The sequence below is a fragment of the Pseudoalteromonas sp. SANK 73390 genome (assembly GCF_054966645.1).
In genome coordinates this window covers 176,393-190,818 of sequence record NZ_ARPN01000035.1, presented here as the reverse complement: position 1 = coordinate 190,818, position 14,426 = coordinate 176,393, and the positions used below count along the sequence as shown (strand labels likewise).

13 protein-coding genes are annotated in these 14,426 nt (G+C 40.2%); 5 read left to right on the top strand and 8 right to left on the bottom strand.

The genetic code is table 11. The annotated features are described in order from the left end of the window. Positions 1-12: 12 nt before the first annotated feature. The 3 genes from SANK73390_RS03375 to SANK73390_RS03365 all read right to left on the bottom strand — a co-directional run bounded on the left by SANK73390_RS03375 (position 13) and on the right by SANK73390_RS03365 (position 3,031). The gene (locus SANK73390_RS03375; protein WP_462763530.1) at positions 13-708 is read right to left on the bottom strand and encodes a substrate-binding periplasmic protein; all 696 of its coding nucleotides are present in this window, start codon (positions 706-708) and stop codon (positions 13-15) included. A 123-nt stretch (positions 709-831) separates the two neighbouring features. Then, positions 832-1,944 carry an arginase family protein gene (locus SANK73390_RS03370; protein ID WP_462763527.1) on the bottom strand — a complete coding sequence of 371 codons (1,113 nt, stop codon included), beginning with the start codon at positions 1,942-1,944 and terminating at the stop codon, positions 832-834. A 307-nt stretch (positions 1,945-2,251) separates the two neighbouring features. After that, positions 2,252-3,031 carry a DUF2189 domain-containing protein gene (locus SANK73390_RS03365; RefSeq protein ID WP_261591450.1) on the bottom strand — a complete coding sequence of 260 codons (780 nt, stop codon included), beginning with the start codon at positions 3,029-3,031 and terminating at the stop codon, positions 2,252-2,254. 155 nt (positions 3,032-3,186) lie between these two features. Between SANK73390_RS03365 and udp the strand changes: the two genes are divergently transcribed. After that, positions 3,187-3,942, top strand: coding sequence for a uridine phosphorylase (gene udp / locus SANK73390_RS03360; protein ID WP_462763524.1), 756 nt, complete (start codon positions 3,187-3,189; stop codon positions 3,940-3,942). 49 nt (positions 3,943-3,991) lie between these two features. Here udp and cdd read toward each other — a convergent pair whose 3' ends face one another. The 3 genes from cdd to ppc all read right to left on the bottom strand — a co-directional run bounded on the left by cdd (position 3,992) and on the right by ppc (position 8,186). After that, the gene (gene cdd, locus SANK73390_RS03355; RefSeq protein ID WP_462763521.1) at positions 3,992-4,858 is read right to left on the bottom strand and encodes a cytidine deaminase; all 867 of its coding nucleotides are present in this window, start codon (positions 4,856-4,858) and stop codon (positions 3,992-3,994) included. 44 nt (positions 4,859-4,902) lie between these two features. Continuing rightward, the gene (locus tag SANK73390_RS03350; protein WP_261591447.1) at positions 4,903-5,271 is read right to left on the bottom strand and encodes a hypothetical protein; all 369 of its coding nucleotides are present in this window, start codon (positions 5,269-5,271) and stop codon (positions 4,903-4,905) included. Between the two features lie 281 nt (positions 5,272-5,552). After that, positions 5,553-8,186, bottom strand: coding sequence for a phosphoenolpyruvate carboxylase (gene ppc, locus SANK73390_RS03345; protein WP_462763518.1), 2,634 nt, complete (start codon positions 8,184-8,186; stop codon positions 5,553-5,555). A 120-nt stretch (positions 8,187-8,306) separates the two neighbouring features. Here ppc and SANK73390_RS03340 point away from each other — a divergent pair, with 120 nt between their 5' ends. The 4 genes from SANK73390_RS03340 (at position 8,307) to SANK73390_RS03325 (ending at position 11,053) form a co-directional block, all read left to right on the top strand. Beyond that, positions 8,307-8,693 carry a thiol-disulfide oxidoreductase DCC family protein gene (locus tag SANK73390_RS03340; protein WP_462763515.1) on the top strand — a complete coding sequence of 129 codons (387 nt, stop codon included), beginning with the start codon at positions 8,307-8,309 and terminating at the stop codon, positions 8,691-8,693. Beyond that, positions 8,683-9,405, top strand: coding sequence for an SDR family oxidoreductase (locus tag SANK73390_RS03335; RefSeq protein ID WP_462763512.1), 723 nt, complete (start codon positions 8,683-8,685; stop codon positions 9,403-9,405). Before SANK73390_RS03340 ends, SANK73390_RS03335 begins: the two co-directional genes overlap by 11 nt. A gap of 28 nt (positions 9,406-9,433) precedes the next feature. Further along, positions 9,434-10,087 (top strand): flavin reductase family protein, encoded by a 654-nt coding sequence (locus SANK73390_RS03330; protein WP_462763509.1) that lies wholly within the window; start codon positions 9,434-9,436, stop codon positions 10,085-10,087. Between the two features lie 228 nt (positions 10,088-10,315). Further along, positions 10,316-11,053, top strand: a complete 738-nt coding sequence (locus tag SANK73390_RS03325; RefSeq protein ID WP_462763506.1) for a tetratricopeptide repeat protein — start codon at positions 10,316-10,318, stop codon at positions 11,051-11,053. 401 nt (positions 11,054-11,454) lie between these two features. Here SANK73390_RS03325 and SANK73390_RS03320 read toward each other — a convergent pair whose 3' ends face one another. Next, complete coding sequence (locus SANK73390_RS03320) at positions 11,455-12,855, bottom strand: coniferyl aldehyde dehydrogenase (protein ID WP_462763504.1); 1,401 nt, start codon at positions 12,853-12,855, stop codon at positions 11,455-11,457. 77 nt (positions 12,856-12,932) lie between these two features. Further along, positions 12,933-14,375 carry an SLC13 family permease gene (locus tag SANK73390_RS03315; RefSeq protein WP_261591438.1) on the bottom strand — a complete coding sequence of 481 codons (1,443 nt, stop codon included), beginning with the start codon at positions 14,373-14,375 and terminating at the stop codon, positions 12,933-12,935. Positions 14,376-14,426: the final 51 nt, after the last annotated feature.

The window sequence follows — 14,426 nt, the reverse complement described above, 5'->3', positions numbered from 1 at the left end:
CAGCCCATCTATTTATTTGTAAAGCGCGTTGTATGCGTCAATAATTTTTTCTTTTACTTTTGGTGCTAGTTTTTTGTTACATGCAAAGTAAAGCTGCGCACCAAAATTTGATAACGTATATTTTTTTTCTAAAAGAAGTGTCGCACTTTGAGTTTTACTTTTGTGATCAAATTGAACATCGCTTAGGATCACTAAATCAACTAAGCCTTTTCTAGTTGTGAGTAATTCAAAAACTTTATCAAAACTGGAAATCATAATGAGATGTTGGTCTTCCTCAAAACCATGATCATTTAGATATAAGTGACTAAAATTTTGCCTTATTACTGCTGTCTTATACTGTTTAACATCATCTAACTTATTAATTGCATAAGAGCGAGATCTTAGCCCATAAAATGACGTAGTAAAGCGACTGATAGGAAATACCCAGTCAAATAGCGCTTCTCTAGGCTCAGAGCGAGCAATAGAAAAAATACAGCTATTAGAATTACGCTGTACCGCATTGTAAGTTACTGACCATTGATTAATGCTAAAGACATAGTCAATTTCTGCTTTGTCTAAAACAGCTTTAACCTTTTCAACTGCCGAACCAATAAACTTACCATCTTTATTGGTATATTGAAAATCAGGAAACTCCTCTGTCATGATATTAAGCGTATTGGCCTGTGTAGCAACACAAACAAAGCTCAAAACCATAAACCATACTCGCATTCAATAACTACCTGTAACCATGTGAACTAAAAGAAAATATAGCTTATTTGCTATGATTAGCACAGTATTTATACAAAAACGGCAGCGTGATCTCGCTGCCGTTTTATGCGTAATAAGTTACGATTACGCGTTATTCATAGCATCAATTAAAAATGCAGATATCTTTGCACCTTCACGCAACGTTGTTTCTGAGCTTGTCTGCCCGACTAAAGAGCTATCAGTAAACGGCGCTATCTCCATCATATCTGCGCCTGTAATTGGAAATTCCTCACGCAGTGCTCGAAGAATGGTTAGTGCTTCATCTGGTGTCATACCATTGCCCTCAGGTGTGCCAGTTGCAGAAGCAAACTCTTCATCTAACGCATCAATATCAAAGCTCACATAAAGCTCATCGACATTGTCTGTTTTGAGTTGCGCTATTACTTGTTTTACAATCGCATCTGCACCTTGTTCACGAATTTCATGGGCCCAATGTTGCTTAACACCAAACGTTGACTCCCAATGAGATTTATCTTTACCACTTGAACGAATACCAAACTGGATCAGGTGGTGAGGGGCCGGTAAAAACTCCAAGATATGTGTACACCATGAACCAAAACACAAATCAATTCCTAACCGTTCCACAAGCAGGTCAGTGTGGGCATCAAAATGAATAATAGCAGTACGTTTACCTTCATCTCGCTTAGCTTTAAGGTAGGACTTTGTAAGTGGGTAGCTTATAGAGTGATCACCACCAATACCAAAGATGCCTTTATTTGGGTGTTGCTGATAAAAACCATCACACACATCTTCAGTAATAGATAACGGCGATACGTAATAATCGCTGTTACTATTTTGGTAAAGTGCTTTTTGGCAATTACTTATTGTGGCGTCGTTTAAGTATTTATCATGTAACAAATGCGGAATAACACGCACATCACCAAGATCAAAGGCATTTACCTGAGGATGCTGCTCTATCAGCGTAGAGCGCAGGAACAAGGGTCCCCAATTCGCACCTCTTAAAATACCACCACCACAATCTGAACTGATCCCCAAAATAACTGCTTTATGTTCACTTTGCTCAATATCTGTTAAAGACGTTTTCCAAAGCGCATCGACGCCTTCAGTTTGACCATACAATTTGGTTCTCAAGGCGTCTTTTCGTTCTTTTGCTGTATTAACAGTAAATACGCCATCCCCTGGAGGACATAAGCAGTGCTCAAGTTTGTGTATAAATTGTTGTTTTGTAATTGCCATTTAAACCTCCAAAGATAACGACTCTTGCATAATCATGCGCTGACTAAATTTTTTAACCAAAGTAAGAAAGCAATATTTGCACTTGCTATATCAAATCAAGCATTGGCAAACTAAATCGTTCAAGTAAAAATAAGTTATTTAAAAACATAAGGTTATTTAAATAATAACGATTAATACAAATGAGTCGCGCAGTGATAAACATGAACTTTCAGGAGGTATAACATGGTCGTTCATAAAGTCAACCACGACGCTGTTAGAGCATTTTAGCGCCGTGGTTTTATATTCACGACAAATGAATAGTTACAGATTACTCATACTCTCTTGGCTTTTTAGTTTTGATAATTGCAATATACCCATGCCAACTGGCATAACTTAATAAAGGCATAATAATAATAAACCCAGCTGTGCCTGTTAAAAACCCGATTAATACCAGCAGTACAATGAGCATACACCATACCATCATTGCGCTGACGTTTGTTTTAACTGCGTGTATTGAACTTATTACCGCAGTCATAATATCAACTCTTCTCTCCATCATGATCTGTGGTGTAAATGCAGATATGGCAAACACCGCAGCCATGACTATTAGGCCAACTATACTACCCAATGTTAAAAAAGCGGACAGTTGTTCAAAAGTTGGATTTGCTACATTAGGGTAAAGTGCATGAATAAGTGCTGCCAAACGCATCCAAACTATCATAATTACCATCAACAAAATGGCAAAACCCCACTCTCCTGCTGGGTTGCGAAACATCGATTTTAAGCTATGGCGCAGAGTGGGTTTGTGGCCTTTTTCTAACTCCCAAGCAACATCGTACAGTCCCGCCGCAAAAGCAGGTCCTATTAGCGCAAACGCAACAACAGCGGGTAAAATCACTAAATGGGTTCCAGATTGATACACAAACCACATTATAGTGGCAGGAATGATGGTAAAGACTAAACCGTATATTAGGCTTAACATTGGAGCCCTGGCCATATCTTTGAAGGCCAGTGCCAGCCAATGGAAGGCGGCGAAGGTGTCAATTTTGTTACTTTCAAAACAACGTGCAAATTCATTATTTTTATCGATAGGTGGAGATGCTGGCATAATAAGTCCTCTTATATTGCTACACTTTAGGTTTAGAAGATCACAGCAAAAGATGCAAGTAGACAAACAGTTATGAGCCTTAAATCGGACATCTGTCCTGTACTTTAAGGCCAGTAATAACAAACATTACGCTTTAGATAAAAATAAGGTTTACTATGGATAAGGTATTTCATTTAGGGCTAGATAAAAAAGCACTTAACGGTGCAACTCTGGCGATTGTACCGGGCGATCCTGAACGTGCAAAACGCATAGCTCATAAACTAAGCGACCCTATCTGTTTAGCGCAAACTCGTGAGTTTCATGTTTACAGAGCAACACTTAACAATCAATCTGTTGTAATTTGCTCAACTGGCATTGGCGGCCCATCAACCTCAATTGCTGTTGAGGAACTTGCACAATTGGGTGTACGTACATTCTTACGTATTGGTACAACGGGTGCTATTCAGCCTCATATAAACGAAGGTGATGTACTCGTGAGCACCGCATCTGTGCGACTAGATGGTGCCAGCCAACATTTTGCCCCCCTAAGTTACCCTGCTGTTTCAGACTTTCATTGTACTCAAGCTATGGTTAGTGCCTGTTTAGAACTAGATATAGCACACCACGTGGGTATCACAGCCTCTAGTGACACCTTTTATCCGGGGCAAGAGCGATACGATACCTACTCTGGTTATGTCAGCAAAGCGTATCAAGGTAGCTGCGAAGAGTGGCAAAAGCTAAACGTGATGAACTATGAGATGGAATCTGCCACATTATTTACTATGTGCGCATCTTTAGGGCTAAAAGCAGCTTGCGTTGCGGGTGTACTGGTTAATAGAACTAGGCAAGAGATCCCAACAGTTGATCACGACAAGGTTGAGCATGACTCAGTAGCTGTTGTTATTAAAGCTGCTGAACTACTACTTAAATAAACTCGAATTTATGGCCTCTTATTTAGAGGCCATATGATGGTGCTTATAATTAAGCAAGCTTTGCGGTTACATATTTAGGTTTAATATTTGCGTTATAACTTGCCAATACCGCCTCTGTAACAGCTTGTTGATTTTCAAACCCTTCACTTTGTACCAAAGTAACCTCAACCACATTTGCATGCTCTATCGTCAACCCAGCCAATGCAAGCTGACTTAATGCACTTTGCATCGGAGACAAGCTTGGGTTATAAGCTGCATTTTCTGCATAACGACCATAAAATACGCCATGCGTTTGAGTGCATATTTCTACAGCAGCGAAATTCTTTGAATATGGTGCATAAGCATGTTGAAGGTGAGATTGTAACTTGCTGCTTATATCACTAGAGAAGCTTTTTATTGCCACTATATTACTTGCAAGTAATCGTTCAGGGTTGTCTAATTCCTGTGGTCCAAATGAGCTGGGCAGTAACTCAGTTAGCTTAGTATCCAGAGTCGGCAACATAATACTCAACCTCTTTGAAGTTGATAGCTCATTCATAAACTGTCTACAGTAGCCGCAGGGTGCATCAGTTATTGCGATAAAGCTTATTTCTTTAGCCCCATTGAGCCATGCGTTATTGATTGCTGACTGCTCTGCGTGAACGACTAAACTTAATGCTTGATGAGAAAACTCAAGATTAGCGCCCAAATACGCGTTTTGCGTAATTTCATCATAAGCCACTGCGCCGACATTAAAGTGCGAAATTGGCGCTTGAGAGAAGCTAGCTGCAACAGGAAGTAGTGCTTTGAGTAAAGAGTCTAAGCTACAATTTAATTGAGATTGCAACTCACTCAATTGGGCTTTTGAAAAATAACCGCAAGTGCGCTTTGCTTGCTCTTGTAGTTGTTGTAATTGCTGCGGATTAAATACTGCCATCGCTAAAACATTATTGATTAATGGCAGCACAGTTTAAGCAGAATCTATAAATTACACAACCATTGCTTTGCAGATTTAAAATTCTCAAAATTTTCAGCATTGACGTTGTAACGTTTGGCCTTTTGCAAAAATAGGTCATGCATGTAGCCTTCAAAGCCGACCACTCTAGCTACAGTAAAATCCCGTAAACAATGTGCTACTTTTGGCATAAAATCCACAATATCGATAGCAGCAAAACGATGCTCAACGTCACTTAAATCAATTAGAATTTTTGAGCTGTTATGTGCTTTGGCATAATCATTTGCAATTTGATACACATGTACGACATCCTTTGCACTTACGCAACCGCGCAACGTCATCATAATTAGTGATGTCGTATCGTCGTATGTGATACTTGTAGAGAGTGTTGTCATGGGACCTCAAACATAAAAATAACAAACGAAAGCTCATTTCGTCTGCGTGTACAAAACTATCTGGTATAACCAGTCTGTCGATTTTATGTAAATGAGAACCAATGTCAACAATTTTAATCCAAAGCGATGGTGTTTACACACAAAAACCAGTAAAAAGGACTACTTTTTATTGCTTTCTAGGTACATATTGCACCGCCTTTTCGCCGTATATACCTTGGAAGTATTTCTCAATTAAGGTTGCCCCCGGTTCTAACGGGGGCAACTTAATAGTAAGAATCACATCACCCAGTATTGCGCATACCCGCTGCAATCCCTGTCATTGTAATCATTAAAGCATTATCAATATCATTACTTTGTCCAGAGCGTGCCCGATTTAATAATTCAACCTGCAACATATTAAGGGGATCAGTGTAAGGGTTTCGCAAGGCAATTGATTCTTTAATCCATGGTTGAGCTGATAATAGTGTTGAATCAGGAGCAAGTCGCTGTACCAAGTCTCGCGCTTGTGCAAGTTCATTTCTCAGCTGATTACCTAAGGGTTTGAGGCTATCCTCAACAAGTCCTTGCTCATAATGTTCACTCAACCAGCTATCCGCTTTACAGAACACCATTTCTAACATCTCTAAACGCGTTCTAAAAAATGGCCAGTGCTCACTCATGTCTTTTAACGTTTGCTCTGAGTAAGTATCTACGGCAGCTTGTAAGCCCTGTAAAGCACCTAACCATGCAGGTAGCATTAAACGGTTTTGACTCCATGCAAAAATCCAAGGAATTGCTCGAAGACTTTCAACGCCCCCATTGGGGTTGCGCTTAGCAGGGCGAGAGCCTAGGGGCAGTTTTGCTAATTCAACTTCGGGCGTCGCCATTCTAAAGTATGGTACAAATTGTGAATTTTCACGTACGATGCTTCGATAGTGCTCACATGATGCATTACTGATAAGTGCCATTACTTCTTGCCAACTGCTTTGCGGCTGCGGCGGTGGCAGTAAATTACTTTCAATAATCGCGCTGCTATAAATGGCTAAGCTTTGCACTGCAACTTTAGGCAAACCAAACTTAAAACGGATCATTTCACCTTGCTCTGTCACACGCAAACCATTTTTAAGTGACCCTGGTGGTTGCGAGTGCAGCGCTTGGGCAGCAGGTGCCCCACCTCGACCAATTGTACCGCCACGTCCATGGAATAAAATAAGTTCTATTTCCTGTTGCTCACAAATATCGACCAGTTTTTCCATTGCGCTATATTGTGCCCAACCTGCTGCCATCATACCCGCATCTTTGGCAGAATCTGAGTAGCCGATCATAACAAATTGCTTGCGGTTGATGTGCTGTCTATACCAAGATTGTGCAAACAACTCCGTCATAACATGTGCGCTGCGATTAAGATCATCAAGCGTTTCAAACAGTGGTGCGACAGGTAGCTTAAATCTGCAGCCACTTTCTTGAAGTAACAACTCTACAGCCAAAACATCTGACGCATTTTGTGCCATTGAAATAATATAAATACCCAACGCATGTTGATCTTGGTTGGCTATAACCGCAAAGGTATCTAGCACCTCTTGCACATTACTACTTGGCTGCCAGTGTTTTGGAATTAGCGGTCGACGTGAGTTTAGCTCAGCGAGTAAAAATGCTTGTTTATCTTGTTCAGACCAATCGGCATATTTGCCAAGCCCCAAGTAGCCGGTTAACTCGCTAAACACCTCAGTATGGCGCGCTGAGTCTTGACGAATATCTAGCTTACACAAGTTAACACCAAAGCAGTTTAGCCGGCGGATGACATCTATGAGTAAGCCATTGGCAATTACACCCATATTAACTTCGCAAAGGGAGCGGTAAATCAGCTCCAAAGGTGCTTTTAATTGCGCAACATGCGTTATTTTGTCTTGTTTTTTAGAGGGTTCATTTTTGATTTTATGCTCAAGCGCAAATATGGTTTCACTCACTTGCGACTTCAACAATTTTAATAAGTAACGATAAGGTTCACTTTGTGAACCAACTTGTTCCTTAAGCTCAGCACTGGCGCAATGCATTGATAGTTCAGCACTGAGTTTATCTAAATCTCGATAATACAAATCAAGCGCCATCCAACGGCCATGATCCAACACGGTTTGTGTAACTTGTGCTGTTACAAATGGGTTACCGTCTCTATCTCCTCCCATCCAAGAAGTAAACGTAATGGGAGAGAAATCCTCTGGCAGTTTAAGCGCGAGTAACTCTTCACTATAACTATGAAATTGCCTTACAAACTCTGGGACTGCATGCCATAGGCTATTCTCTATCACAGCGAACCCCCACTTAGCTTCATCAAGTGGTGTTGGCCGTTTATCGCGAATGTCATTGGTATGCCAAGCTTGGCAAATTAATTGCTCAATTCTATCTAATAAGTATTCACTCTGGTGATCATCTAACTCATGTAATTCAAGCGCTTTTAAACACTCACTGAGTTCAACATGCTTGCTGATAATAGTACGTCTGGTTACTTCTGTTGGATGCGCAGTTAGTACTAAATCCATTTTTAAATTAGCGATGACTTGGGCTGCCTGATTTAAGTTTATTTGCCCACTACTTACATGTGACTTAAGCGCCGTTAGCGTGCTTTTTAATGCACTTAACGAACCATCCGGTGCTCCTTGTTTTGATATGGTATGAAATTGCTCTGCTACATTTGCTAAATTTAAAAAGTGATTAAAGGCACGTGCTACAGGCAATAACTCTTCGTCTGTTAATCCATGAAGTGTATCGATTAGTAACGCTCTGTCTTGTTCATTACCACTGCGTGATGACTTAGACAGCTTGCGAATTTGTTCTACTTTATCGAGTACTTTTTGACCTTGGGCTTGCTTTATTGTTTTTCCTAACAGCTCACCCAACATGCTAACGTTAGTGCGTAACATTTGATATTGCTCAGTCATAATGCATCCTTTGTCGAAATTTTATACTACTCACTATACCGAGATTAAATCGATTTACGAGCGATCTATTTTTGTCTGTTGACCGTAAACTACTGTATCAAAGTTATTATCAGGCGTGACATGAAAATATTTTATGATAGCCATTGCCCTTTATGTGTGGCAGAAATGAACAAATTAAAGCTTCATGATAAAAACAACCAAATAGCGTTAATCGACTTACATGAAGAAAATTTTAGCTTAAACAACCCAGACATAGATAAAAACCGGGCACTAACAATACTGCACTTTAAAGACTCACAAGGTAAAATTTGGCTAGGCCTTGATGCAACATATCAAGCTTGGAAAACCGTAGGTAAACATCGCTGGCTCAAACTCATTCGTATAGTACCTATTCGCTGGTTGGCTGATGGCTGCTATATGTTATTTGCAAACAATCGTATGGTAGTCTCAAAATTACTAATGCCTAATCAATGCAATAAATCGGGTTGTAAAACAAATGATCGGTAATACAATTATTATCATCGGCGCTGGAGGCTCCATTGCAAATGCATTTTTACGTGAGCAGCAAAAACTCTTTCCAGCGCATAATTTAATTACTATTAGCCGGAATGTGCACGACACAATAGCTGATAACCATCAGCACTTTCAGTGTGACAATTCAGAGCAACAGATACAGACAGTCACTCAATCGCTCAGTACAGTCATTAAGACCGCACAAAGTATTACAGTATTTAATGGTCAGCTGCATAATGAAGCGTTCTCGCCAGAAAAACGCCTTGAAGATATCAATGAGCATTATTTAAGCTGGATACTTAAAGCAAACACTATTACACCTATGTTATGGCTAAAATATATAGGCCAGAGGCTTGGGCCACAGAGTCGCTGTGTTATTACTTTTTTAAGTGCTCGTGTTGCTAGCATTGACGACAACGAACTCGGTGGATGGTACGCATATAGAGCAAGTAAAGCAGCCCTTAATATGGCAGTTAAAACGGCATCGATAGAGTTAGCGAGGCGAGCCAAATACTGCAAGTGCGTATTATTTCACCCTGGCACAACCGATACCAATTTATCAAAACCCTTTCAAAAGAACGTTCCTGAAGGGAAATTATTTACTCCCAACTTTGTTGCACAGCAACTAAGTACGTTAATCACTACTCGAGACATTAACGGGCAAGTTGACTACATTGATTGGCAAGGCAAAACAATCAACTGGTAAAAATCACACAGACTAAAAAGGGTTTACGATGCATTTCGCAACCACTGATATAAATAACCTAGACCAACAAACGCGTGTTCATCTTATTAACTCATTATCGGGTTTTAAAAGTGCCAACTTAATTGGTACCGTTGACGCACAAGGCAAAGAAAATTTATCAATTGTCAGTTCAATCTTTCATTTAGGTGCAAACCCTCCTTTAATTGGCATGATAATGCGCCCTCATAGTGTACCAAGGCATACGCTCGAAAATATATTACAAACAGGCCAGTATACAATTAACCATGTGAACGATGAAATCGTTGAACAAGCACACCAAACATCCGCACGATATGATAAAGACATCTCTGAGTTTTTAGCTGTTGGCTTAAACCCACAGTACAAGCCAAATTCTATCGCTCCTTTTGTAAAAGAGAGCAAATTAAAAATAGCCGTCGAGTTTAAGAGTTCACAAACGATTGAACTGAATCAGACCGAACTAGTTATAGGTCAGATAACAGATATTTACCTTGAAGACGATAGTGCCTATTGCCAAGATGGCTTTTTAGACTTAGAGCGTATCAATACTGTCGCGGTCAGCGGCCTTGACAGGTATCATACAACAACAGCGCTCACACGATTAAGTTATGCAAAGCCTGAAGTTCCAGTACATACCATTGCTGTCACTGTGATGAAAAAATAGACCGGCCTTTAAATAACCAGCTTTGACTTAATTAAAATGTCATACCTAGTTCGCCTAAACTGACCTGATAGTTAACCATCGCTGGATTCTTTTCTTGCACTTAGTTCACTATTAATGGTCCAATACATATCATTAATGCGTAGTGAGCGAACGTTTGCGTATCTGATAGATACTTTATAAAGCGTTTGATCACCATAACTGACATTGTCAAATTATAGGAGGTGTAACATGTGGCATAAAAAAGTAAGAATTGCCCTATGTGTTGGTATGTTGACATGGGCATTACCCAGTAATGCAAGCTTAGAATCAGGTATTGAAGCGGCAAATGCCGGCCAGTTTGAAGTCGCTTTAAAAGAATTTAGATATTTAGCTGATATGGGTTACGGCCCCGGAATATACGAACTAGCTAAAATGTACCAAGGCGGTCATGGGGTGCCTAAAAACTTGCGAAAAGCTGCACAGCTTTTTCAAGATGCCGTAAACACAGGCGTAGCAGATGCTATGTTTTCTTTGGCCGTTATGCATGAACAAGGCCAAGGTGTTAAGCAAGATAAACAAAAGGCTGTTGAGTTGTATACCAGAGCTGCTAAAAAAAACTTGGCAGCAGCACAATTTAATTTGGGTGTCATGTACACAAATGGCGATGGTGTGATCAAAGATTACTACACTGCTATGGATTGGTACGAGAAAGCTGCGGCCAGTAATTATACTTTAGCACAGTTTAATATGGCGCTGATGTATTACCAAGGGCTGGGTGTTACTAAAAATATTGAAAAGTCATACATTTGGAATAGTATTGCAGAATACAACGGCAATCAAGCCGCATCTAAAAGCCGTGCCTTAGACGAAAAACACCTTTCTCCTTCACAAATTGAACGCGCAACTGAAAGGGCCACGGCAATTTACTACAAAATACAAGCTCGTGAGTACATTCCTGAGATAAGACCTCGTACTGCAGTATTTTAACCTTATCACTACACACATATAGCCCTTAAATTTGAGGGCTATTCAATTCATCGCTCTTTTAATAACTGAACTGATTTGACTAGACTGGGCACTTTAATAATGAAAAATAGTCCAATTATTGACGTGTAAAGTAACAAAAAGAAAAGTAAAAAGTTATACGGCTGAGATTATAAAAGAAGCTTCAGCATGATTACCCAAGCAAAACTACAGCATCCTGCACTTTTAAGGGTCACCGATAGAAAAGCTGGCCCCAATTTTTGACTTCACTTTAAGTGGTTATTCCGTTTTTATAGTAACCAAAATTACTGGAACAGATGACGACTAGAAAACGTAGAAACCACTCTCTTGAATTTAAAACTGAAGTGGCATTGGCCGCAGCTAAAGTAGATAAGGCCGCTTCCTTAAAAGAACAACTTTTTAACCAACTTAATCAATAGGCTAGATTGCTTAAACATCATGTGGGTACGCAACTTAGTTTTACCATTGCTGTGTAGAATACTCTTTGCGTGACTAAACGTTATAAAGCCTTCTTTGCCATGATACTGCCCTATACCTGAATGACCTACCCCACCGAACGGTAAATCTTCGACGGTTACCTGCAACACGGTCTCATTAATCGCTAGGGTTCCGGTACGTAATGTCGTACTTACTCTGTCAATTAAGGTCTTATCATTACTGAATAAATAAGTTGCTAACGGCCTTTCATGCAGCTCAATATGTTGAAGTGCCTCGTCAATATTATCAACCACAACAATAGGTAAAATGGGACCAAAAATTTCATTTTGCATTACTTGCATAGAAGCACTTGGGTTTATAACTAGGTGCAAACCCATTCGCTGGTCTGAGTAATCATCTTTCATCAATGGCCATATTGTAGCCCCGTTACTTTTCGCATCCGTTAATGCTTCTAGTAATCGTGAAAACTGTTTTTGATTGATGATACTCGATAACTTTTTATCATTTTCTTGCAGTTTATAAGTTGCTGTATATTGTGCTTTTAATTGTTTAACTAGGGCTTCCGATTGAGCTTTAGTGACTAACACATAGTCAGGCGCCACGCATATTTGGCCACAATTTAGCAACTTGCCAAATAAAATACTCTTTGCCGCATGCGTTAAATCAGCATCGTCTGCGACGAGAACAGGAGATTTCCCACCAAGCTCCAGTGTTACAGGTACTAAATTTTGCGCGGCACTGGCCATTACTTTTTTGCCGACTTCAGTCGCCCCAGTAAAGAACAGATGATCGAACTTCAACTGTGAAAATGCGCTAGCTACGTGGTGATCTCCTTCAACAATCGTACAATGCTCAAGCAAATGAGCAAATACCTTTTTAATCACCTGATTCACTTCAGGGGTAAACTCACTGAGTTTTAGCATGACCTTATTACCTGCTGCAAATGCAGTAGCAACGGGTAACAAGGCAAGTTGTATTGGATAGTTCCAAGGCGCAATTACGCCAACAACCCCTTTTGGAGTGTACTGAACACTCGCTTTAGAGGGCCATAACAGCAGACCTGATGCTCTTTTTTGCGGCTTCATCCACGATTTTAGTTGCGCTTGCATGTAATCTAATGCACTAATGGTAGGTATAATATCCCCAAACACAGAGTCAAACTCGGTTCGACCATTAAAGTCTCTATCAGCTGCAGCAACGAGATCAGCTTGGTGCTCAATCAAAGCATGTTTGAGCGTGTTCAGCAAATCGCGCCGAGAAGATAAATCCATATAAGGATGCTGTGTAAAAGCCAATTGCATCGCCATCAGCTGCTTATTCAGTTCTGAAATTGATTCAACTTGCATAAGTTTAGATATCCTTTTTCGTTATTAGGGCACTCGATAAAGCAACTAGGTAAGAAGCACAATCATATCTTGGCTTCTCAGAAGCCAAATAGCCAACCACCCACAGTCATCGTTAGCATTGTTATCAATAATATCGCAATGATGTTCATAGCAAAACCCGCTTTAATCATATCTTTAATTTTTAGCTCTCCAGAACCAAACACAATGGCGTTAGGTGGCGTTGCCACAGGCATCATAAATGCACAACTGGCAGCTATAGCGGCTGGTATCACCCAAATTAATGGTGTACCTGCCACTTGTTCGGCTATTGGCCCAAGTAAAGGCAAAAAACCAGCTGCTGTAGCGGTGTTGCTGGTAAGCTCAGTCAAAAAGCAAATTAATGCTGCAACAAGCAAGACACCAACCACAATAGGCACTAATGACGCACCAGAGAGTGAATTAGCAATATAATCGGCCAATCCTGAGCCTTTAATTTGAGAGGCTAACGTTAATCCACCGCCAAATAATAGTAGTATTCCCCAAGGTAACTGGTTAGCAGATTGCCAATCCATAATACGCTGATGTGGCTTACCCGATGGTAATACAAATAACAGTATAGATGCAGCGATAGCAATCCCCGTATCGGTAATATCAAGTCCAGACCACAATGCTAAATATGGCCTTAATATCCAACTTACCGCGGCAAACAAAAATACCACAAAGACATTTTTCTCCGCTAAGGACATTTTTCCCAATGAATTAAGCTGATTGGCAAAAAGCGCGGCTAAATCTACTTCACTAGAGGTTGTTTTAACCTTAAACGCAAAGCGCGTTAACCACACCCAACTCAGTATAATCATGAGCATACTAAAAGGCACAGCCAATACCATCCACTGTGCAAAACCAATCTTAATCTGGTGATTTTCCCATAAGTAGGCAGCCATTAAAGCATTTGGTGCAGTGCCTATAATAGTGCCAACCCCTCCAATACTTGCACTATAAGCGATTGCTAAAAGTAACGCTTTGCCATAGTTGTCGCAGTTGCTTTTGTTTTCCTGTAAAACATGGATCACAGAAAGTGCAATCGGCAACATCATCAGCGTCGTTGCTGTGTTGTTAATCCACATAGATAAAAAACCACTTACCAACATCATGGCTAAAATCTGTATGCGCGCATTGTTACCACAGCGCAGCATAGTATGTAATGCAATCCGTTTGTGTAACTGCCACTTTTCCATAGCAATCGAAATCAAAAAGCCGCCAAGAAACAAAAATATCAATGGGTGGGCATATAAGCTTGAAGCAGATTTAATATCATTAATACCCGCTAGTGGTATTGCGAGTAATGGTACTAATGAAGTAACAGGAATAGGAACAACCTCACTAACCCACCAAATCGCAAGCCAAATTGCCAAGCCAGCGGTACGCCATGCTTGCGGGCTTAAGTCAGTCGGCGCTTGTGTTAAACACGTGAGTAAAAATATGCTAGGTGCTAAGAACAGCAAAAAGTGATTTGTATTAGAGTTATTATTTTCTTTCATATAGATAGCCAAAAGACAGTTAATGGCACAAGTTTATTAGAACATTTTGCA

Bases quoted from the DNA above. Each gene is read 5' to 3' on its own strand.
- SANK73390_RS03375 (WP_462763530.1), bottom strand. From the start codon at position 708: ATGCGAGTATGGTTTATGGTTTTGAGCTTTGTTTGTGTTGCTACACAG.
- SANK73390_RS03370 (WP_462763527.1), bottom strand. From the start codon at position 1,944: ATGGCAATTACAAAACAACAATTTATACACAAACTTGAGCACTGCTTA.
- SANK73390_RS03365 (WP_261591450.1), bottom strand. From the start codon at position 3,031: ATGCCAGCATCTCCACCTATCGATAAAAATAATGAATTTGCACGTTGT.
- udp (WP_462763524.1), top strand. From the start codon at position 3,187: ATGGATAAGGTATTTCATTTAGGGCTAGATAAAAAAGCACTTAACGGT.
- cdd (WP_462763521.1), bottom strand. From the start codon at position 4,858: ATGGCAGTATTTAATCCGCAGCAATTACAACAACTACAAGAGCAAGCA.
- SANK73390_RS03350 (WP_261591447.1), bottom strand. From the start codon at position 5,271: ATGACAACACTCTCTACAAGTATCACATACGACGATACGACATCACTA.
- ppc (WP_462763518.1), bottom strand. From the start codon at position 8,186: ATGACTGAGCAATATCAAATGTTACGCACTAACGTTAGCATGTTGGGT.
- SANK73390_RS03340 (WP_462763515.1), top strand. From the start codon at position 8,307: ATGAAAATATTTTATGATAGCCATTGCCCTTTATGTGTGGCAGAAATG.
- SANK73390_RS03335 (WP_462763512.1), top strand. From the start codon at position 8,683: ATGATCGGTAATACAATTATTATCATCGGCGCTGGAGGCTCCATTGCA.
- SANK73390_RS03330 (WP_462763509.1), top strand. From the start codon at position 9,434: ATGCATTTCGCAACCACTGATATAAATAACCTAGACCAACAAACGCGT.
- SANK73390_RS03325 (WP_462763506.1), top strand. From the start codon at position 10,316: ATGTGGCATAAAAAAGTAAGAATTGCCCTATGTGTTGGTATGTTGACA.
- SANK73390_RS03320 (WP_462763504.1), bottom strand. From the start codon at position 12,855: ATGCAAGTTGAATCAATTTCAGAACTGAATAAGCAGCTGATGGCGATG.
- SANK73390_RS03315 (WP_261591438.1), bottom strand. From the start codon at position 14,375: ATGAAAGAAAATAATAACTCTAATACAAATCACTTTTTGCTGTTCTTA.